Origin of the sequence: Desulfovibrio sp. An276 (assembly GCF_002159665.1) — a bacterium.
Lineage (GTDB): Bacteria > Desulfobacterota > Desulfovibrionia > Desulfovibrionales > Desulfovibrionaceae > Desulfovibrio > Desulfovibrio faecigallinarum.
On the sequence record NZ_NFJC01000019.1, the window covers coordinates 21,467 to 42,841 of the forward strand.

General features: G+C 53.0%; 8 protein-coding genes. 4 read left to right on the forward strand and 4 right to left on the reverse strand.

The genetic code is table 11. The annotated features are described in order from the left end of the window. Positions 1 to 118 precede the first annotated feature (118 nt). The gene (locus tag B5F76_RS08820) at positions 119 to 397 is read left to right on the forward strand and encodes a type II toxin-antitoxin system RelB/DinJ family antitoxin (RefSeq protein ID WP_087353451.1); all 279 of its coding nucleotides are present in this window, start codon (positions 119 to 121) and stop codon (positions 395 to 397) included. Between the two features lie 106 nt (positions 398 to 503). Here B5F76_RS08820 and B5F76_RS08825 read toward each other — a convergent pair whose 3' ends face one another. Both B5F76_RS08825 and B5F76_RS08830 read right to left on the reverse strand, forming a co-directional pair. Then, positions 504 to 728, reverse strand: coding sequence for a hypothetical protein (locus B5F76_RS08825; protein WP_087353401.1), 225 nt, complete (start codon positions 726 to 728; stop codon positions 504 to 506). 238 nt (positions 729 to 966) lie between these two features. Continuing rightward, the gene (locus B5F76_RS08830; protein WP_087353403.1) at positions 967 to 2,343 is read right to left on the reverse strand and encodes a sodium-dependent transporter; all 1,377 of its coding nucleotides are present in this window, start codon (positions 2,341 to 2,343) and stop codon (positions 967 to 969) included. Between the two features lie 708 nt (positions 2,344 to 3,051). Between B5F76_RS08830 and B5F76_RS14515 the strand changes: the two genes are divergently transcribed. From B5F76_RS14515 to B5F76_RS08855, 3 genes are all read left to right on the forward strand, one after another. Next, on the forward strand, positions 3,052 to 3,237 hold the full coding sequence (locus tag B5F76_RS14515) for an NAD(P)(+) transhydrogenase (Re/Si-specific) subunit beta (protein ID WP_144268438.1): 186 nt from the start codon (positions 3,052 to 3,054) through the stop codon (positions 3,235 to 3,237). Positions 3,238 to 3,721: 484 nt separating this feature from the next. Continuing rightward, positions 3,722 to 4,795 carry an AAA family ATPase gene (locus tag B5F76_RS08845; protein WP_087353409.1) on the forward strand — a complete coding sequence of 358 codons (1,074 nt, stop codon included), beginning with the start codon at positions 3,722 to 3,724 and terminating at the stop codon, positions 4,793 to 4,795. Positions 4,796 to 5,186: 391 nt separating this feature from the next. After that, a complete protein-coding gene (locus B5F76_RS08855) occupies positions 5,187 to 6,188 on the forward strand; it encodes a DMT family transporter (protein WP_087353413.1) in 1,002 nt (333 codons plus the stop codon). 188 nt (positions 6,189 to 6,376) lie between these two features. On the opposite strand, the gene B5F76_RS08860 is transcribed toward B5F76_RS08855, so the two are convergent. Together B5F76_RS08860 and B5F76_RS08870 are read right to left on the reverse strand one after the other, a co-directional pair. After that, the gene (locus B5F76_RS08860) at positions 6,377 to 7,354 is read right to left on the reverse strand and encodes a glycosyltransferase (protein ID WP_087353415.1); all 978 of its coding nucleotides are present in this window, start codon (positions 7,352 to 7,354) and stop codon (positions 6,377 to 6,379) included. Positions 7,355 to 8,040: 686 nt separating this feature from the next. Beyond that, on the reverse strand, positions 8,041 to 20,826 hold the full coding sequence (locus B5F76_RS08870; protein WP_087353419.1) for a VCBS domain-containing protein: 12,786 nt from the start codon (positions 20,824 to 20,826) through the stop codon (positions 8,041 to 8,043). Positions 20,827 to 21,375: the final 549 nt, after the last annotated feature.

Here is a 21,375-nt window from a genome sequence, read left to right on the forward strand (position 1 = left end):
TCGAAGGGGATCAGTCTTGTGGCGCAAAAGGGGTCAGTTCCACCGCGCAAGACATCCCGTTGCTTCCGCCATGCTCTGGGCTACAAGCGGAAACATTTCGGAAACAGGGAGAAGTGCCATGCAGGAGAAAGACCATGTTGCCTTCGTCCAGATTGATCCGGCCATCAAGAAAGAAGCGGATGCTGTGCTTGCGACAATGGGGCTGACCGCCTCCGATCTTTGCCACATGGCGATCACATGGGTGGCCAGGGAAAAACGCCTGCCCTGCAGTATCGATATCCATACTTCCGATATTCCCAATGCCCTGACCAGGGAAACAATGGAGAAAGCGGACCGGGGAGAGGAACTTGTTCACGCAAGGGACGCGGAAGAGCTTTTCAGGAAGCTCGGGATATAGGGCTTCTTGCACTCTCATCGTTCCTGAGCCAATCGGGATTTCCCCTATCCTTCGTAAAGAAGGGCTGTTGCCCCGGGGAGACATGCACGCACGATAGTCTCACATATCAGAGACTGTCCGCATTTGCCGTACACGATGGCACGGGCCTGCGCCTTGCTGCACAGTCGGCCAGATACGAGCCCATCAGTGTCCTGCAGGATATGCCTGTTTCGGCGGACAGTCTCCGGAAATAGTCCATGGTTTCCCTGTCCACGGTGATGGTTACGCTTGTCTTCTGCTGCCCCAGGTACGGATTCTTGATCCCATGGGAGAAATCGTACTCTTCACGCATTTGTCTCTCCTTTTGCGGCATCTTGTGGGCTGCCTCTTCCTGCGATGAAATCCATCGCGCAACAAACAAGCAGTATTGGCAAGACAGCCCCCTGTCAATGTCCCCGCCAAAGTTGCGACGCATCTCAAACAGGGCATACAGGCCGCATATCCACAGAAAAAAGCCCTCCCCCGGGAGCTGTCCCGAAGGAGGGTCTTTCCTTGTCTGGCCTGCCTGGCTCTGTGCCAGGCATAGCCTGCTACTTGCTGAATTTGTCGATATAGCCGATCACAAAGAGGAAGATGATGAGCGGGGGCAGGATCCAGCGCAGGTAGAAGCGCATGCATTTGTGCAGCTTAAGCCCGTTGCCCATATTGGCTTCCTTCTCGAAGTTCTCCCAGCCCCAGCCACAACGCAGGGTACAGAAGAGCACAAGAATGAAGGAGCCCAGGGGGAGAAGGTGGTTGCTCACGATGAAGTCTTCGAGGTCAAGCACGCTGGAGCCGGGCCCAAAGGGCTGGAAGTCGCTGAACACGCTGTAGCCCAGGGCACAGGGAAGCGCCAGTATCCACAGGAGCACGCCGTTGATGATGTTGGCTGTACGCCTTGAGGTCTTGAAGACGTCGATGAAGTAGTTGACCATATTCTCGAACACGGCAATGACCGTGGTGAGGGCAGCAAAGCTCATGAACACAAAGAAGAGGCAGCCCCAGAGCCTTCCGCCAGCCATGTTGGTGAAGATGTTGGGCAGGGTCACGAAGACAAGGCCAGGGCCAGAAGAGGGCTCCACGCCGAAGGTGAAGCAGACGGGGAAGATGATGAGGCCCGAAAGGATGGCCACCATGAAGTCGAGGCCAGTGATGATAAGCACTTCGCCTGGAAGGCTCTTTTCCTTGTTTAAGTAGCTTCCGAACACTGTCATGGCGCCAATGCCCACGGACAGGGCAAAGAAGGCCTGGTTCAGGGCTGCGGAGAAGATGGGCAGAAAGCCCGTTTTCTGCATGTTCTCGAAGTTGGGCATGAGGTAGAACTCAAGACCCTTGCCTGCACCCTCGAGGGTGAGTGCCTTGACGACCAGGACAAGCAGGGCGAGGAAAAGGCCTGCCATGAGGATCTTCACCACACGCTCAACACCTGCCTGCAGGCCCATGATGCACACGCCAAAGGCTATGGCGACAGTGAGAGTCATGCCGAGGATCTGTTTGGAGGGGGTAGCGAGCAGGCCGCCGAAGAACTGGCCCACTTCCGCAGGACTCAAGCCCGTGAAGGCGCCGGAGAGCATGTACCAGCAGTAGAGCAGAAGCCAGCCCGTCACCACCACGTAGAACATGAGCAGCATGTAGGAGCCGACAATGGCCCACCAGCCGAGACGGTGCCACTTCGTCCCCTTGGGTTCCAGGACATGGTAGGCAAGCCCAAGGTTGCGCCTTGAGGCCCTGCCTATGGAAAATTCCACAATCATGACGGGCATGACCAGAAAGGTGCAGAGGATGAAGAGAATGACAAACCAGGCACCACCGTATTCGCCGGTGATGTAGGGGAAGCGCCAGACATTGCCAAGGCCAATGGCGCAGCCCGCAGAGACAAGCAGAAAACCGAGGCGCGAGGCCAAGCTTTCACGTTTTTCCGAAGCCATGTGTGAGTCCTTAGAATGAAGTGATGTGGGGGAATGGGAAGACAAGAAAAGCCCGTCGCATCAGAAGGGCTTTTTCCGGGCAGGAGGATTTTCCCTGCCTGCTTCCGGCGTGCACTATAGGCCCCCTCTGGACTGTTCGCAAGCCGCATTTTGCCTTTGCGGGCACTTTGGCCCTGTTTGAGGAAGGTCTTCCTGCACAGGAAATTCATGCAAAACTCAGGCAAGCAAATCCCCTTGTCCAAACTGGGCTCTACACAAAGAGAGGGGGTGCGAGAAATGAAAAGCCCCTCCGAAGAGGGGTGAAACATCAGGAGAGCTTGTTCAGGATGAGGCCCGCGATGACGCCGACTCCCATGACTCCAAACACCATAATGGTGAAAATGTTGAAGTGCTCATAATTTAGACTCCCAAAATGTCAGCGCATAGCTTGCAACCATTACGACCACGCCAACCATGATGCCATCGGGATTGTCCTGGAAAAGCCCAACCAGCATGCTACCTGGGCGATTTTCTCACCGAAGTCGGCGAAACGATAGCTATTATTGCAACCGTTGTTGATTGATTTCCCGAGGATTCTCTATAGCAGGTAGAACCAGGATGTTCCATTGTCCGGAATGTGGAGCGAAAACTGTGTGCGTCCAAGGCACACAAATTCAGGGGCATTGCACAAATCGCTGGTACATATTCCAGCGGCTCACGGTGATTGTGGTGGCTGGTACTGTCTCTGGACCTCTCGCCACTATCTTCGCACATGAGCAGCTGCCCAACTGGTCACTTCTTGCCCACATGGCAATCGGCTGCGGCATTGGCAGCATGGAGCCTCAAGCCGCTCTCGTGAGAGCGCGCAAGGTGCGCAAGATGACAATGCTCGCTCCTGATGACGCCAACGAATAGATGATTGCAAGCAGCACACCTCCCTGATATTACCCTTTACAGAGCAATAAATCCATGCTCTTTCTTTGCAGTCCTCGAATTTGCAAAGACTCAAGGCACAAAACAGGGCACAATTGCTGCGCTACTATCATTGATAATATTCATGAAAACACACAGCAACACGAAAACAATACAGTACGACAACACAAAATATTGCACTTGCATTCCCGTTTCCCGTGGCATAGAAAGGCAGCATCCGGGAAGCAGGACGGACAGGACGATCCCGGGGAAGCATCTTGCACGGTATCTCTTGCCCTTCGTCCTCGCTTTCGGGACAGAGAGCCCGGAAGAGCCAACAAGAGAGCCCCTGCACTCATTGTTCGGGAAAGCCCCTCTCAACGACTGCCATCCGCACTGGCAGCAAAGGTGCAGGCCAGAACAGGGGAAACGCAAGGAAAGGCTGAATGCCTTGTAGGCTGACAGCCAATGAAGGAAAGAGGCCCGCATGAAAAAGCCCGCTGTCTCAAGGATGTGTGTGCGGGGATTCAGGTCCATCAGGGAATGCGACCTTGCCCTCGGCAACCTCAATGTGCTCATAGGCTCCAACGGTGCCGGCAAGTCCAGCTTCCTGCAGGTCTTTTCCCTTCTGCAGCACATGGCGACAGGCAGACTGCAGATGTATGCCGGCAAATACGGAGGCCCCGACGCCCTTTTGTGGTACGGGGCAAGGAAGAGCAGAAAGCTTCATCTGGAAGTCACCTTTGCTGACGGCAGAACCTATTCCTGCACCCTGGAACCAACGCAGGACAACCGCTTCCTCTATACGGAGGAAAGTGTACAGGATAGCGAGGAAAACACTGTTTTCCGGGATGCAGGCCATTTCGAATCACGCCTTGCTGCGCACAGCGAGCGTCACGAAAGCCTTCAGGTTTTTGCTGCCATGAGAAACTGGCATCCTGTGCACCTCAATGACGCTGGTGCATGCGCAAGGCAGCGTCAGGCGATCAACGACACACACTTTCTGCGCCCGGACGGAAGCAATCTTGCCCCCATACTCCACCTTCTCCAAAGCGCTCATCCCCACCACTACAACCGTCTTGTGCGCACAATACGGCTTGCTGTGCCCTTCTTTCGGGACTTCGTCCTGCGCCCCTGCCAGGACAACAAAGGTCAGATCGAGCTTTACTGGACAGAACAGGGCTGTGACGTGCCCCTGAAGGCCCATCTGCTCTCGGACGCCATCCTGCGCTTCATGTGCCTTGCAACCCTTCTGCTCTTGCCAGAAGAACTCAAGCCCGCAACCATTCTCATTGACGAGCCCGAGCTCGGACTCCACCCCTATGCCCTGAAGCTTCTTGCAGGCATTCTGCGCTCCACATCGCACACCCGGCAGATCCTTGTCTCTACCCAATCCGTGGCCCTGGTAGACGAATTTGCCCCGGAAAACATCATCGTGGCTGACCGCAGCATGGAAGGAACGCTTCTGCATCGCCTGGACGTCCCTTCCCTCACAGAATGGCTCGAAGAGTACTCCCCGGGCGAGCTGTGGCAGAAGAATCTTCTGGGAGGAAGACCCTGAACACGGTTCGCGTGCCGGTCTTTTGCAAGGGACAGACCGAAGAGATCCGTGCGTGATGTGCTTGCTGGCAGTTTTGCACAGGCTACCCGCGGGCTTTCCGGACAAGCCTGATTGCGGCCAGTCAGACTGTCGCCCTGTCCGACGAGATGGCTATCGCGTTCAGCCCTGACGCTGGGGACAAAGGGCGCTCATCTTCTGTCCTGAGCAGGCAGGATACGCAGGGACAGCAATAGGCGCAGGGCGTAACACAGACGCAAAGGATCCGTCCCGGAAATGTCCTTATCCAAGCTCTTTTCTTTTGTCCTGCACAAGCGTACAAGTCCGCTCTTCTCACCAAAAAACCGCAACCCTGCCACAAGCCCCCCGGCAGACACATATTTCGAGAACAAGCATGCTTCCAGCAAAATTCAGAGGGCCCTGCCTTGCCCTGACCACAGTCATCTTCTGGGGTACCCTGCCCATTGCCCTGAAACAGGTTGTCGCCAGTGTCGACGTTTTCACCATCGTCTGGCTGCGCTTCACAACCATTGCCCTGTGGATGTGGCTTGTCCTGCCCCACAGGGCAGAAGGACGCCTCTTCCTGCCCCTGGTGCACCTTTTCAGCCACAACCCTGCCCTCAGCCATCTGGTTGCCTCGGGCCCCTACAACAGAAAGCGGACGCTTTTGCTCATCCTTGTTGCCGCAGCCGGCCTTGGCGGCAACTTCGTGCTCTACAACTGTTCTGTCATCTACCTCACGGCCTCTGCCTGCCAGATCGTCTCCCAGGCAGGTCCCATGCTGCTCATGCTGGGTTCGGTCCTCTTCCTGCACGAGTCCATGCACCGCATCCAGGTCGTGGGCATCCCTGTGCTCCTCCTGGGGATCACCCTCTTCTTCAACCAGAGCCTTGGCGATCTGATAAACCCCGCAGCCGGCACAGGCACGGGCGTCCTTGTGGGCCTCGCCGCGACCCTGGTCTGGGCCATGTTCGGCATAGCCCAGAAGGTTGTCCTCAGGGAGATGGCCTCTGGCCGCCTCATGCGCCTCATCTACACCCTCATCGCCCTGGGGCTCTTCCCCCTTGCGACACCCTCGCACCTTCTCAACATCAATTCCCTCTTCCAGGCGCTGTGTCTGGCCTACTGCTGCGTCAACACCCTCTTTGCCTATGGCGCCTTCACCAAGGCCATGACTGTGTGGGAGACACCCAAGATCGGCGCGGTACTCACCCTGACACCCCTGGCAACCCTCATGTTTGCCCATCTCTTCCATCTGATGGCACCTGCGCGCTTCTTTAGCGAAAACCTCAATCTGCTGGGCTTTGTGGGGGCCTTTGTGACCATGTCAGGCGCCTGCCTCATTGCAGTGGGACCGCAGTTGAAGACCCTGCTTCCCTGGCACGCGAAGAACTGAAGGCGCAAGCCCTCATGAAAATCTCAAGGCCCCTTGCGGGGCCTTTTTTGTCTCTCGGGGGAAACGCAAAAGGTCCATAGCCTCTGTCCAAAACCCGGAGGAAGGATTGCCAGGAGAAAGTTCAGGATGCCTCATCGGAAAGAATGCGGCAACGAAAATTGCCCAGGACATCAATCTCTGCCTGGCGCTCAGGCCTTGCCCTTCTGCCAGGCTGTACAGGCGTCGAGCAGATAATGCGCATGGGAAGGCAAAAGCTTCTTCTGGCTGAAATGTTTGACAATGGTTGCCCTGGCCTCCCTGCCAATGTGCTCGCAAAGCGCAGTATCCTCCAAAAGGTGCGTGATGCTTGCGACTATGGGCTCCACCTCCTCGCACAGGGCAAGTTCCGGCAGGCACAGGCAGTTTGTCCCGTGCCGCAGGCAGGATTCCGTCGCGTTTTGCGGTGACAGAACAAGGGGCACGCCTGTGCTCATGGCCTCAAGCAGTACAGATGATGGCAGCGGGCTTTGCCCGGGAACCAGCATGAGTGTGGCAAGGGCAAGCAGGTCCCGATACCGTGCAAGAGACAGGGTGCCCACAACAAGGAGACGCTCTGGGTAGTCTGCAAGAAGGGGAGCAAGGGCCCTTGCCGTCTCGCCCTGCCCAATCCGTCCCTCGGCCAGAACTACAATGTGGCACTGCCTCCTTGTGACAAGGAGGGTACGCAAAACCTGTTCCAGCCCCGCGATGCACGCAAGCCCCCTGCCTGCGGAAAGGAGTACGACTTCCTTCGCCTGGGCAATGTCCAGGTTGTCGAAGGCAAGGTTCTCCACTGTGCGGGGAGCGAACCAGTCGTCGTTTACGGGATACGGCAGCTCGACCCGCTGATGCAAAAAACCGGGCATGGCTTCACTGGGTCTGCCTGCTGAGAGACTGACCAGAAGATGGCAGCCGAGAACCTGCCTGCACAGCAAGCCCTGGCGGGTTGTTTCAAGGGCATTTTGGGGTGTGGCGTGCAAAAGAGTTTCCGCGGACTCTGTCCAGCAGGCTCTGAAGGAATCCGGGAAGGCCTGTTCCCAGAAAAGGGCGTAGTTGCCAAAAAATGTTGAGACCACCATGTCCGGCACAACGCCGCCTTCCTTAAGCTTTTCAAAGGCGCGCAGGGCCTGGCAGCCGGCAGCATGCATGGCCTCCACTTCCTGGGCTAAGCTACGGTAATGAGGGCGTTTTTCTACCCCCCCCCCCGAGAAGGATATGGCGCACGCCAGGCATGCTGTAGCCCTGCCTTTTGTACCCCGAGACAAAGAAGCACTCATGCCTTTCCTCTGCCGCAAGAAAGGACAAGAGTGGCCCCAGGGTGCCGGGAAAGTGCGTGTTGATGAACAGGATGCGCATGCAAGCTCCGGGATAGGGGTTCTGGGGCGCGAAGGGCCTTGTGCCAGACTATCCCATATGACAGGCCCAAAGCGGGCTTGCGTTACAGGATGGCCCAGGGGGATTCGACAGGGGAAAGTTTGGCACAGCATACAGGGAAGAGCTTGAAGTGCCAATGAAAAAACAGTGCTGCTCTCTTGCACAAGAAGCACAGGGGCAAGGCAGGGCCATGCTTCCGGGATTGGCATCTATGCCAGGGACCTTTGCCGGCATTCCGCGTGGGCTTGGGGCACGAGGCTTGGGCCTTTTGGCTAGGTCAGGGTTCGGGAATGAACCTTGCGGATTGTCCAGACCATGCGGAGAGTCTGGACAGCCAGGGGCCCCACGCAAGGGATTGGCGCATGGATCACCTTCTCCTTGGCACAATGCGGGCCGCAGAGAGAAATTCCGGGAGCCGCCCACAGATGAGGTGGACGGCCACCGGATATGTGCACAGGGGTTAGTTGTTGTTCACCTGGTTCATGGCCGCCTGCACGTTCAGATCGTCGGACGGCAGGCTCACGTCGAGTGAGGTTTCAAGGGTCAGGGAACCGTTGCTGAACACCTGGGTGTCAGTGTGTCCAGAGTCGACCTTCTGCCAGCTCTCGTCCAGAGTGAGGGCATTGGCATCCCTGTCAACACTAATGCCGTAGTCCCTTGCCAGCTGATCCATGTTGGTCAGGCTCTCGGCACCTTCGCCTGTGATGAGAACGTCAATGTTGCTCACAATCGGGCCATGCTGGCCGTCTCCCTGCAGGATGTCGTCCATGGTCAGATCCTCGTTCTCCGAAACCATGAAGCTCACACCCTCGCCGCCATCAACCATGTAGTCCGTACTGTCGTAGGCCACGATGTCGACAGTGTTTTCTTCCGGCTCATCCGGGGACAGGGAGTACATTTCCTCTCCGTCGGCAAGGGAGTACGTGTCTCTCGTGAAGAGGGGCGTGTCGTCATCGCCATTTTCTATGCTGTACACAATGGCTTCGAAATCCTCGTCTGCGTCTGTATCTGCAGTCTCGGAACTGTCGCCCTGGGAGGAATCGGGAATGGTTGTCTCCTCTTCGCCCGGCGTCTCCTCCGGCTCTACCGGAAGTGGGAGTTCAAGATTGGACAGATCCAGATTCAGGGTGATGGTACCTTGAACAGGGGCGTTTACGCCATCATCGACAGTGTAGTCGAAGGATTCTGTCAGTGGCTCGTCCCGATCAGAGATGCCTGCAAAAGCTTCAGGATTAATTTCGTAGGTATACTGACCACTGTCCTCGTCAAAGACAAGTGTTCCATACTGTCCATTCGTCTGAGCAAATGTGTATTCCAGAGTGTCGCCATCATCATCGGTGGCAGGCAAAGAAAGAGCATAGGATTCAAGGCTTGCGATTGTGATGTTCTCACCATACGAGATATCCGGGATGGTGTTTGTTCCCTTGATTATGACACTGAAATCATCGGATGTGACAGTTGTATGCCCATCATTTGCCTGAATGCTGACAGATTCAGGAGTGGTCGTGCCCGCAGGATACTTGTTCTGGACAGAGGCATTGGCCTCAAAGCTGTAGCTCCAGCCTGACTCTGTCTTCTCGAAGACAATGACACCCAGGTCAGGGATGCTCACCTCGGTTGCTCCCTCGGCAAGAGGATAGCTAGTCCCATCATACAGGACAAAAATTGTGTGCCTATCCAGCTTGTCCGCATCCTCAATTTCAATGGTGCCAGTATTGTCCCCCTGCCCAGGGGTGACAGTTATTATGGGATCATCGTTTTTATTGACAAGTGTCAGACCATCTTTAAATTCTTCTGTCTTCAGACCTCCTGCATCTTTTATGCTGACAGTAAAAGGCAAATCGGTATCACCTACCTGAAGGTGGTTCAGCTTTTCCGCAGCCTCGAAAGTGTAGGTTATTTTATTGTTTTGATTGTCTTCTCCCTTGGCGTAGGAAACAGTCAATTTTCCAACCAGTTCTCCTTCAAGATATACAGACTGAACTGCTTGTTGCTGGGAGAAATCAGCTAGATCAATTGTTATATTGTCTCCGTTTCCATTACGAAGTCCATCGAAGACAACAGTGTGCGTGTCCGTGATATCGTCATCAGAGAAAACAAGTGTCCCAGTTATTCCTTCACTATCTTCAATAGAAGTGCTTTTGTCGTCTTCTATCTCGGGACTATCATTGTTATTGACTATTGAGAAGGATTGATCAATGTCCTGTGGCTCACCATGATTGTCATCAACAGTCACACTGAAGCTGATTTCCTTGGACTCCCCGACAGGAAGTGTATTCAGATAGGTATTATCTGGCCTGAAGGTATAGGTGAGTGTGTCCTGAGCATCTTTTTGTGCCAGTGTAATGCCCTCCAGTGTGCCGATCTGCTTATGCTCTTCATCGTATACAGCGAGAGACTGCGGAAGCTCCTCTGTGTTGAACGTGAGCGCATTGCCAGATGCATCAAGCAGACCATTGAAGGTTATGGTATGCGTATCTGACGTATCCACATCGGTAAAGACCACCGACCCCTTATTGTCTGTGACATTAGAGAGAGCCGTATTGATTACTGGAGCGTCATTGGTACCTGTGACTGTCAGGGTCAAATCACTGCTCGCCTTGGCTCCGGATTCATCCTGAACCACAACCAGCAGGTCTTCTGGCTTAAGCACGGCACTGGCATCTTGAGCCAATGCGTCAATGGCGTTCCTGAGATCATCACCATAGGTAAGGGTTATTTCACCGCTCTCCTTGTCAATGACAAAGGTGACTTCATACTTTTCGCCATCGTCCCCAAGAGACAGCCTGGTCGTGTACGACTGCAGTTGTTCGCCACGCGGGAGCTCAAAGGTATAGGTCAGATTCTCGCCTTCCGCGTCCGTGACCTGATAGCCATAGCCATCCTCCTCACCGGGGGTAATGGTCAGAGTGTAGGAACCTTCTTGCGAATCACTCACCACCATATCGTCCTCGAAAATCTTGATATCTGCTGTGATTTCGGGAGCTTCATTGCTGCCGTTGATGGTAATCTGCACAGGCTTGGTGACAGTATCTGTGCCGTCATTGACACCGACCTGAACCTCGAAGCTCTTACTCTCGCCCGTGTTGAGCTCGCGCACAAGATCACTTCCCTGATTGAGGGTAAAAGTATAGTTGCCGTCAGAGCTCATTGTGATCTTGCCCACATAGTTGTCGTCATCCGGATCCTGCTGGGCAAGCTCAAACGTGAGTTTTCCGTCTGCTGACTTTGTCCCTGTCACGTAGACAGTGACTTGACTCTCTTCTTCAGAAACAGCGATGAAGTCTTCTCCAACCTGAATGCCGTAGGTCAGCTCGTCACCCGTATCGATATCCTGGGCGTTGACCTTGCCTGTAGCGGAAATGTCCGGCTCCCCAGAGTCCTCGGGAGTATACTTCTCCAGCACGGAAAGCACCGGACGCGTCACGATCACTTCGGGAAGATCGTTCTGGCCATGGATGGTGACAGTGATGGTCTCGGTAACTGTTCCCCCTTGCGAAGTTACTTGTACTGCGAAATTTTCCTCAACTTCTTGGCCCTCACGCAAATGCTGCACTTTGTCGTACTCCAAAGTGTAGGTGTAGAAGCCGTCCTGCCTGAGAACAAGGGTTCCATATGTGCCCTGGATGAAGGTAGAGGCATTAGTGTAATCGGCTTTTTCATCCGTCTGGCCTTCTTTAAGAAATACTCCCTTGACAGTGTAGCTTTCGTTGTAGGCTTCAATATTCAGGCTGCCGCTGACAGCGTGGGATCCAGGGCCCTGGGTTCCCTCTTCTCCTTCAGGAATTACACCCTCCTCGGTGATGCCGACATCGAAGGTCCCTGTGATTTCAGGCTCATCTGCCTTGCCCACAAGGGTGATGTTGATCGCGGACTCTGTTGTTGTCTGGTCATTGTGATCTGCTTCCGTGGCACCTTCGACAGAAGATTTGTCGGTCACAACGATGGGAACAGTGAAGTCTACAGACTGACCATCCTTGAGATCCTTGCTGACCTTTGAGTCTTCATGGGCTGTAAAGGTATAGCTGAAATTGTCACCGTTGACATGGAATGTCAGTTCGCCGTAGCAGACATCTCCATCTTCTTCATTGAATGCCTCCTTAGAGACAAGCTTGTAACCATTCCCGTCGGCAAGCACATAGATTGTCTTGCCATCATCCACATCAATGGTTTTGCTGTCGCCAAGCTTCACCTGCAGACTGTGCGTGTCGTAGACATCTCCCGCACCATCGGCATTGTCGATGTCCTCGATGTGCAGCGTGCCTTGTTCTTCATTGTCCTCGCTCCCAAGCTCAACGGTCAGGGCAGGAGCGTCCACTTCCGAGGCATCCCCTGTGCCGGTTATCTCCAGCTGGAGCATCTCGGACATTTTTTTCCCGTTGATCCAGATGCTCACATTTTCCGTGACCACCTGGCCGGCATTGAGCGCGTCTGCTCTGCTGTCGAGTTCGTAGCGTACCTCGCCAGTCGCCTTGTCCCAATAGACAGTGCCGTATTCTGTTTCGAGGGAATAGGTACCGGTCTCCCAGCTCTCTCCGAAGCGGATTTCCAGATCAACCTCGGGGAAGCCTTGTATTGTGACATCTTCTTGGTCCTTATACACCCATTCAAAGGAACCATCATCCTGTTGTTCCAATGTGGCAGTGGCCTGCGAAAGCTCACTTTCTTGTACGCCCTCCTCATTTGCATCCACCAAGATGCCGTCTTTATTCCAGTGCAACAGATTGATCGACCCACTATCGTCTTTAGTGTAGTACACAGTCAGCGACAAGCCGTTATAGATCCCTTCATCATAGAGACCTACAGTTCCCTCTTCGTCACCGACATGAACAAGGCCACCATCAGGGCCTGGTTCAGTCACAGGCATCTCGATGGGGTTTTGCATATCCACTGCTGGCAAGGGACCACCACTTTGTGCTCCTTCACATTCGAATTTGATGGCTACAGAGTCCATGGCACCATGCTCGTCACGCACGGTTACATAGAAAATGTCGCTATTATCATCGGAAGTCACTATATCTTCGGGATTTCGACTGTATTTGTAGTGACCGTTATCGTCCACATACAGAGTGCCGTGATCAAGCTGGACGCTCTGCGTTGGGGTGAGTTGATCAAGAGTAAGATGCAATGTGTCAAGGTTCTGCGATCCCTCTGCTTCAGGATTTGGATACCACTGCTTATAAACTGTAATGCCATCCTTCCCGGTCTCGCCATAGACGTAATAGGTCGTCCCATCTTTGGTGTAGCTGAGGAAACCGCAATACAGCTCCTCGGAAGAATTATCCACGTCGGATAATTCAAGCTCTCCCTCAACCTGTCCCCAGTTGGGGACTGTACCCTTGTGAGTGTACACACCATCCTGATCAGGACCGTCTTGGCAGCTGTCGGTTACCGTAATCTCGGGAGCATCATTGGTGCCCTTTGCGATGATGTCGATCGAGGAAGGCACAGTATGTGTCCCGCCATTGGGAGCCTTCGAGGTGAATGACAGCTGGACATTTTCCAGCTCCATTGTTTCACCGACGTTGAGATGTTCTAGTTGATTTTCACCAGTAGTGTACTTGTATTCATAGTCAAGCGTCACAGTGTTGCTGTCTTTATCCTGTTTCCAGGTGAAGATGAAGGTGCCGTATTTGCCTGGAATTTCCTGAGATTTACCATCAGTGAAGCTCAAAACAAACTCTTCGACACCACTGCCACTGCCCATATCCACAGTCACGCTGATTGTGTCTTGCAAGTCGGGATCCGTGACTTTCACAAACCCATGCAGCACAGAATCCTCTCTGTCAGCCCAGACATCACTGAAATCCGTATCCAGCTGCGACATATTTTTATCATGGACATGCTGCCCTTCCCAGATGTACTCCGTGCTGTCTATTGCCGTGGCCTCATCGTCTACACCCACAAGCATGCCGACAAGATTCACACGATCGGAGTGGGCCCCGAGATCGTCCTTGCAGATCACGGACAGACCAGCAAAAATATTCTTTATTTCGCCGGCAGAGATATTCTTTCCCGCATCCTTGTCGAGTTCAATGCGAATGACCCCCTCGGCGTCAATGCTGATGGTGCCAAAGGAGGACGTTGCCGTGTTCCCGTTAATGGTCCACATGTTGGCAGCCTGGGTTAAGCCATCCTCGCCAGTATACACAAAGCTGTAGCTGACGACGTGAGTTCCCTGAGCGCCTTCATATTGGTCAGAATCCCTGTCCAAACCGGCAATCTTTCCGATGTATTTTCCTGTGCTGCCATCACTGTTGCTTTGCAGCGTGATATGGAGTTCTCCTTTAGCCTTATCGAAATACATGCAATTTTGTTCGCCTGGATTCTCTTGTTCAGGCTTAGATGTCACAACTTCAAGAGCTTCGTATCCAGTATCTAGGTTCGCATCCTCTACAGCCACAACATCATTGATATACGGCTTGTCGTTGCTGCCGGAGACTGTGGCCGAAAGAATCAGATCTTTATCTCCCTTTCCGGTGTTAATCTGGATGGTGACATTGTCCGGGACCTGCTCGCCCTGCGGTATGGAATCGATAGCATTGAGCTTGTCCTGGAAATCCTCTCTCTTCTCCTGAAGCAGCTCTTGTACCTTTTGGGGGAGCGTATCCGCGTCACCATTGAAGAGGTGATAGCTGTACTCAAAGGTCTTGGATCCGGTGGACGGATCCATCGTAGAGCCCAGAGTGATCTCGTAATAGCCGTACTTGCCGAGCACATACATGGGCTCATTGCTGTCAGTTTCAAAGTCTATGTTTTTATTGTCTTCACCATATTGTATGTTCGTTTCTTTGCCAATTTCTTGACCTTCAAGCTTGAAGATCACCTGGCCTGCGTCACGATCGTTGATGGTAAAGGAGCCCGTGTCAGAATTCAGATGTTCGCCCTTATGAAGGTTATCGTCATCGTCACTATTAACCTTTTGAGTAGTTCCCTGTATGCTCTCTTCTTCGTCACGATAGAACCCTTCTTCCTTCACATGGGGCACATCTACAGTAGAGGGATTGGTCGCATCGTTGGTCCCATGCAGAACCAGCTTGACGTCAACACCTTCGCTATAGGCATTGTTCTTATCCTGCGCAACGATAAGAGAAGAGCAGATGTCGGACAGATCAAAGCTCACACTGTCCGATGTTTTCAGGGACTGGATAAAGTAGGAATTCTGATTGGGAACCAGAGTGAGCTTTCCTTCCGTTGCACCGTTCTCGCCAGTGACAGTTTGCAGCTTCAGTGTGGCCACGACTTCATCTGAATAGTCAGTAAGATAGGTTTTCAGAACTGCAAGAGCTTCTGGATCGGCAGTAAAATATTTTTCTCCTCCTTCTTGCAGAAGCAGATTTAACAGAGCGATGGCTTTGATCTCTATGGAATCAGTAGGTTGGGCATCCTCACTACCTTTATCCAAAAAACAGTATCTTGTAACACTATCTCCAATGTCGTAATCCTTGCCTGTTACCCAAGCAACGGAGTAGCCTTTGCCATCTTCATCATGGTATGAGGAATCCGCCGTATTCCTCTCCACACCATGCACCTCCAGCTCCTTCGAGGTGATGACAGGCTTTTCGTTGGTGCCCTGGATGGTGATCTCGAAGGTCTTCTCTGTCCATGAACCATGGCTGTCCGTCACACGCACAGTATAGGTCTCTGTGACAGAATGACCTAGCCCAAGGGCCATGATGGCATTGGGAGTTTTTGTACCATCTTCGTTCTCTACAAGCTTGGGCTCGTCCATGTAGTAGTCGAATGTACCATCTGGATTAAGCTCAAGTTTGCCATAGGTGGTCTTGATGGTTGTGTACTGATTTGTAAAATCTCCGGGATTATCATCCTCATGATTAAAGAAGGTAGATCCATTGCTCTCTATTATAGAACCTTCGACGCCTTGACCTTGTACACGACTCTCCATGTTGCTGAGCGTGAAGATCAGTTGATGCTCGGTATATTCATTGGAGCCGCCACCATTGTCCTCATCCACATCATGGGCAAGGACTTTTCCTGTGAGATCCGGCTCTGTCTCGACGGATTCTGAACCAGAGGCACTATTTTCATCAGCAGAATCTACCCTAAGGGTGGAATTCTGTCCGGTACTTTCATCAAAACTTCCATCTTCATCTTGTACCATGACAGACTCGATCACAGGCCTGTCGTTGGTTCCCTTGATAGTGATGGTCAGTGAACTTTGAGCCTCTTTACCGCCCCCAGAAGATGTCGCAGTGAGCGGCAACTTAACCGTCACAGTCTCTCCCTGGCTCAACTGATCCAGGAAACGACTGTTGTCGATGTCGTTATTATTATCCTCATTAAAAGGATCCTTGTTCTTGGGATCCAGTTCGAAAGAACTTGTGACCTCCCCGTTTTCGGTTCTGGTGAGCGTGAGCGTGCCCACGACATCTGCATTCTGTGCAGGTCGTGCCTGCCAGGCAAAGCTCCAATTGCCATCTTCACCTGGTATGGCCACAAGAGAGAGCGAAGTAGCAGGCCCCCCTGCGATGGAAACAATGATCCCATCTTCAGGGAAGTTAATACTTTCTGTCTTCTGTTCTTCACCTTCTTTCCAGGAAAGCGTGGAGTTTTCTGCCGTTAGAGTCAGCGTATCGTTGACATCATCATCCCTGAAAAGAACGCTGCTTCCCTCTCCTTCTGTCTCTCCGTTCTCAGTGGGAACGTGCGTATTGTAGCCCTCCGCAGTGGCTTGTTTGACAGAATCACCTAGTACACCCTCTTCCCTGGCAACAAGAGTTACTTTTTTCCCACCAGCAGTGGCGTAATTATTATCGCGCAGGGTGATGGTTATCGTCTCTGTTGTAAAGGAACCATGGGCATCTTCAACCCTTACCGTGAAGGTTTCTGTTACGTATTCATCGGCACCTATCTTTGAAGTATCAGAAGGAGTATATGTATACTCTCCGTTTTCGTAGACACGGAAAGTTCCATAGATTGTCGCTATTTCGGTGTAGTTAAGATCTTTTTCAGTGTCTGTGCCGTTCGTTAGATCTTTCTGTATAGAACTAAGCAGATTATTCTTCTCGTCGTTGCTATCTTGATAGGGCTGATACGGATTAGGAACCTCCTCTGTTACCTGCCCTGCGTCCGTGCTAAATTCGCTTGTGAGGCTGAACTTCAGATGATTGACACCCTGCTCTTGCGAACCTTCACCATTGTCCTTATCGGGATCTTCTGCTTGCAGTGTGCCCTCCCACTCGGTTTTCCAACCTTCCTGGGATGCAGCACTATCCGTAGCTGTCAAAACGGCATCACCGGCCTTGTCAGCCCAGTTCTCGCCCACAACAAAGTACGGCAGATCGTTGGTGCCATGGATGGTGATGTCGAGCTTCCCGCTGCCATCCTGCAGCATACCGTCCGACACGCCGAGCTTGAGGGAAAGATGTATTTCCTCCCTCTCAGTCATGCTGTTCACAAGATCGCTGTTTCCGTCGTTGAGCGTGAATTCCCAGGTCCAGGTGTCCTCCTCGCCCTTGGTGAAGGTCAGCGTGCCGTAGTAATCTTCGCCCTCTGAGACAGACTCTTTCAGGGCAAGCTTCTCACCATTCTGCACAAGATAGAACGAACCTCCCTTCTCCTCATCTATCTTCCCGAAATTGCCGACTTCACTGGTAATTTGCTCTCCTTCTTTCTGATCAGCAGGATCGTTGGGATCATCAAGTGTCAGGGTTGTGTGTTCGATCGAACCGCCGTACAGGATCAGGGCAAGATCATCGTCGTCGGCCTTGTCCTCACCTGACGACTGGGCAAGGGTAATTTGCCCGGAAACAGAAGGCTTTCCGGAGACCTCTGCATTGGGATTATCAGGATCTCCTTGGACCTCCTCATGTCCGGCAACGCCGGCTTCCTTGACTGCGGCATCATCATTATCTTCCACAGTGATGGTCGGGGCATAATCTGTTGTCTGCTGGAAAATACTGTCCCCGTCACCATCCGTCACTGTCACCTTGATTGTAACATCGCCATCCGAAGTTTCGCTAACACTGACAGGACGGGTGTATTCGAAGGTATAGAGGTCGTCGAGGGAAGGATCCCCCTTGGGCTTTATGGTAAAGGCATGCCCATCTTCAGTCTCGCCGCTCCAGCTCCCTGTCTCCGCATTATAGGTGCAAGTGATTGTAATCAGATCTCCCTCACCGTAGCGAATTTCCACAGTGACGGCCCCACTTTGGGCAGGTCCGTCTGCACCAAAATCAAATTGCATTTCTCCGGAAAGATGACCTGTTATCGTGCCATCGTCCGCCACCTGAGCCTTACTGGTCATCTCCTTGGCCGAGGGCAGGCTCAGGGCAGGCCCGTCGTCTTGGAAGTTCAGGGTAACATTGGCTGTGGCAGAATCTTTGTCTCCGTCCCTGTCCGTGACAGACAGCTCAACTTGAATCTTGCCGGCAAGCGTTGCTGTCTCGTCGAACCTGTCTGTCTTATCGTGCCTGATGGACGCAGCATCTGTCATGGTGAGCGTTATCTCTCCCGTCTGGTCGTCAATTTCCAGTTTGAAGGCCTCGGGACCGTCTTTGCCACCGACACGGCCGGAGATGGAGCCATCCTCTTCATTCTTGTACAGAAAGATGGACCCACTCTGTGTTACGCCATTCTTGTCCTCATAGAGACCTGTAAGACCGGAATTAGCATCACCTGAAAAGATCAGGGAAAACTTGTGGGCAACTTCCATGCCTGTCAGGCCTTTATCATCCGCCCCTGTCTGGATTTCAAAGAGACCCTGCACATACTCCTTATCAAGCACAGCTGTGCCTATATTGTCAGGCTCTTCCTGATCCCCTTGGGCAAAACGATCGTCATTTCTGTTTGCAAAGCTCTCGTCAACAGTGAGGGAAGTATTGGCAGAGTGTTGGTCCTGATTAGCTAGAACCTTAGTCTCCGAATCCTCAATCGTGAAAACGCCTGCTTGTCCAAGATCCAGGGACTTATTGGCCGTGTCACCGTCAGCATCCGTGATGGTGTACTTGATCGTGAAGGAACCGTCATTCACTGTCTCCAAAGTCAGAATGTCGTCTGTCTTCGTGCCCTCAGCACCATGCTGCACAGGCTGCTGCAATGTGAAGGTTGCCTTGCCGTCCTCATCAATGCTGATGGTAAAGCATGGTGTGTCATTATCGCCTGCCACACCCTGCACATCACCATCTTCAGTCTTCACAAGAAAGATTTGCGCGTAGGCATCTGGGCCCTCTCCGTCGCCAACCAGTCCCTCCAGATTTGTCGCAACACGCTCAGCTGACAGTTCCAGCGTGTAGACACCCTTCTCCCTGGCCGCATCAGCCTGGTTAGGGCCGTCCGCTCCGTAATGTTCCAGGAGATTGGCAAAGGCAGCGGCAAGATTAACAGTAGCAGTGGCAAGGCCAGTGCCAGAGTCTTGCAGAGCCTCTTCTCTGACCTGAGCAGCATCCCCTATAAAATCGGGTTCTCTCTCGAGTTCGGGAATATCGTCGATGATATCGACATTGATAAGGCCGCACTTGCTGCTTCCGTCCTGATCCGAGACAGTGACTTCAAAGGAATGGAGATTGGCAAGATGATTGCGGTCAGCGCCTGCGGGGTGCAGCGTGGAATTGGTCAGGTGATAGGTGTAGGTCACCTTGTATTCGCCCACGCCCGCAATGCTGTCGATTGTCAGATAGCCGTTGTCGTCAGAAAATTGCTGTCCAGGAGTGAGTGTCACCGTGCCATTGTCATTGAGGATCAGGTCGACTTTCTCGCCGTTGATTGTCATGGAGACAAGACCGTCCATGACCTCAAGGGTAAAGCTTCCTGGTGTCGCAGTCCCTATGCCCTCAATGCCTGGAGCATTCCCCTCATGGCCTTTATTGCTGTCGTCAGTCAGATCCGCCTCGTCCACGGTAACCTTCCCGGAAAATTCGGGGATGCTATGGCTTGTACCGTTGATGCTGATGGTCAGATATGCACCGGATTGGTCGCCGTCCCTGTCCGTGAGGGTATAGGCAAAGACGTCCTTGAGGCTTTCTCCATCCTTGAGTCCCATGATTTGCTTGTTATAGTTCTCCCTGTCGACATCATAGGTGTAGGAGCCGTCGGGCCAGATGGTCAGCGTGCCGTACTCGCCCCTTATTTCCAGTGCGCCATCGACATTCTCGGCACTGGCGCTCGAGTTGCCCACGCTGACAACGGCCGTCAGGCTTGCGCCGTCGGCACCCTGTATGTCCGCACTCCCGACAATTTCCTCTTCGTCGCACATGCCGGTAATGACATTGCCGCTGCACTGATACGTTTCGTTTGCGCCTTCCTTCATGGCATTGGCATCGTCGTAAGCCGTAGGCTCATCGTCTCTGATAACAACGGAAATAGTGCTCGATCCCCTGTCCCCGTCACTATCCGTGACGGTCACAGGCAGAAGATGCGTGAAATGCTCGTTTGCCTTGCCCTGATCGTGCTCCTGGGTAGATTCCCTCAGAGTATAGGCATACTCAAGGCGCCCTGTGGCAGGATTGAAGCCTGTGACCTGCAGATAGCCCTCGCCTGTGTCCACCTTGACCGGCGCTCCGTCACTCCCACGCACAAGATGTCCATTGGCAAAGACCGTCACTGTACCAATAACGATGGTTGCCACACCGTCGGGGGCGCTTATGTCCATGCCGCCATGGGCCACTGTGGGAACATCTTTCCCTGCAGGGTTACTGCCGTTGGCAAGGCCTTCCTCCCAGACCTCAAGCCTGTCCACCACTGGGCCTACGCCGCCGTCATTGGGGTTGTCGGGATCGTCAACAACCGGGATGTCCGGATCCAGTATACCCGGCACAACCGGGACCACGCTTACGCCATAGTCGATATCCCTGTGCCCGTAGGCATAGAGATCGTCCTCGTGCTCCTGGCCCCAGTTGAAGCTGATGTCGAGCCCGCCCAGACGGTCGATGCCCTGCAAAAGTTCCACATTGCCATACTGGTTGAAGCCGCCGCCACGGGTGGCAGCTGCAGCGGAAGGACCTGCAGCAGGCATGAGGTCGGGGTTGCCAAGGGCAGCAAAGAAGTCCTCGCCGGAGATTTCCGCACCCTCCATCTCGAAGCTCGGCATCTCCTCCTTCGAGTAGGTAGTGTAGAAATCCTGCAGGCGTATGGAGGAACCGTCCTCAAAGCTCAAGACAAGGTCGTCTCCGTCTTTGGCAAAGAGTGCCGCGTCTGAGGGAAACTCCAGAACAAAGCGGTTTCCGGTCGCGCAGGGGACATTGTGAACTGCGTTTGCCTGAGGCTTGACAAGGCGTATGTCTGCCATGATGGACTCCTTTCTATCTGCAAGCTGGAATATATCTGAAAAAAATTCAGGTTGTCTGTTATGCTCTATGCGTAAAATCGCTTTTTTGGTCTTGCAGGCTTTCCTGAAAGGATTTGTCAGATACTGGAAAAATACAGAGAAAAATTCTCTCTGCAACCTCTTTTCTGGCAAACAAAAGATACAAAAAAATCCTGCAGACGTGAGAGATCTTACGTGACAAGAAAAACATTCTATCAGGCAAGCTCCCTGTATCTTGCAGGAACTCTGCAAATCCCACTTTCCAGACCGGGGGATTTGTTGCGGTTACATTGAGTCTTTCAGGCAATTTTGTCAAGCAGAAATTTCGCTTTTTTCGCCGCCTTCCACGACATATCTCCCACATGAAACGCGCAAGGCAGCATGTATTTCGGCTGCCAGCGATGCACAACCAAAAAGCTTCTCCCCTTTGAGAGGACAACGAAAACACGCCCTCAGGCCTCTGCACAACAGGGAATATGCTGCCAATTGCCCACTCTCAGTGGCAAGAACACACAGATTTCGGCATCGAAA

Bases quoted from the DNA above. Each gene is read 5' to 3' on its own strand.
- B5F76_RS08820 (WP_087353451.1), top strand. From the start codon at position 119: ATGCAGGAGAAAGACCATGTTGCCTTCGTCCAGATTGATCCGGCCATC.
- B5F76_RS08825 (WP_087353401.1), bottom strand. From the start codon at position 728: ATGCGTGAAGAGTACGATTTCTCCCATGGGATCAAGAATCCGTACCTG.
- B5F76_RS08830 (WP_087353403.1), bottom strand. From the start codon at position 2,343: ATGGCTTCGGAAAAACGTGAAAGCTTGGCCTCGCGCCTCGGTTTTCTG.
- B5F76_RS08845 (WP_087353409.1), top strand. From the start codon at position 3,722: ATGAAAAAGCCCGCTGTCTCAAGGATGTGTGTGCGGGGATTCAGGTCC.
- B5F76_RS08855 (WP_087353413.1), top strand. From the start codon at position 5,187: ATGCTTCCAGCAAAATTCAGAGGGCCCTGCCTTGCCCTGACCACAGTC.
- B5F76_RS08860 (WP_087353415.1), bottom strand. From the start codon at position 7,354: ATGCATGCTGCCGGCTGCCAGGCCCTGCGCGCCTTTGAAAAGCTTAAG.
- B5F76_RS08870 (WP_087353419.1), bottom strand. From the start codon at position 20,826: ATGGCAGACATACGCCTTGTCAAGCCTCAGGCAAACGCAGTTCACAAT.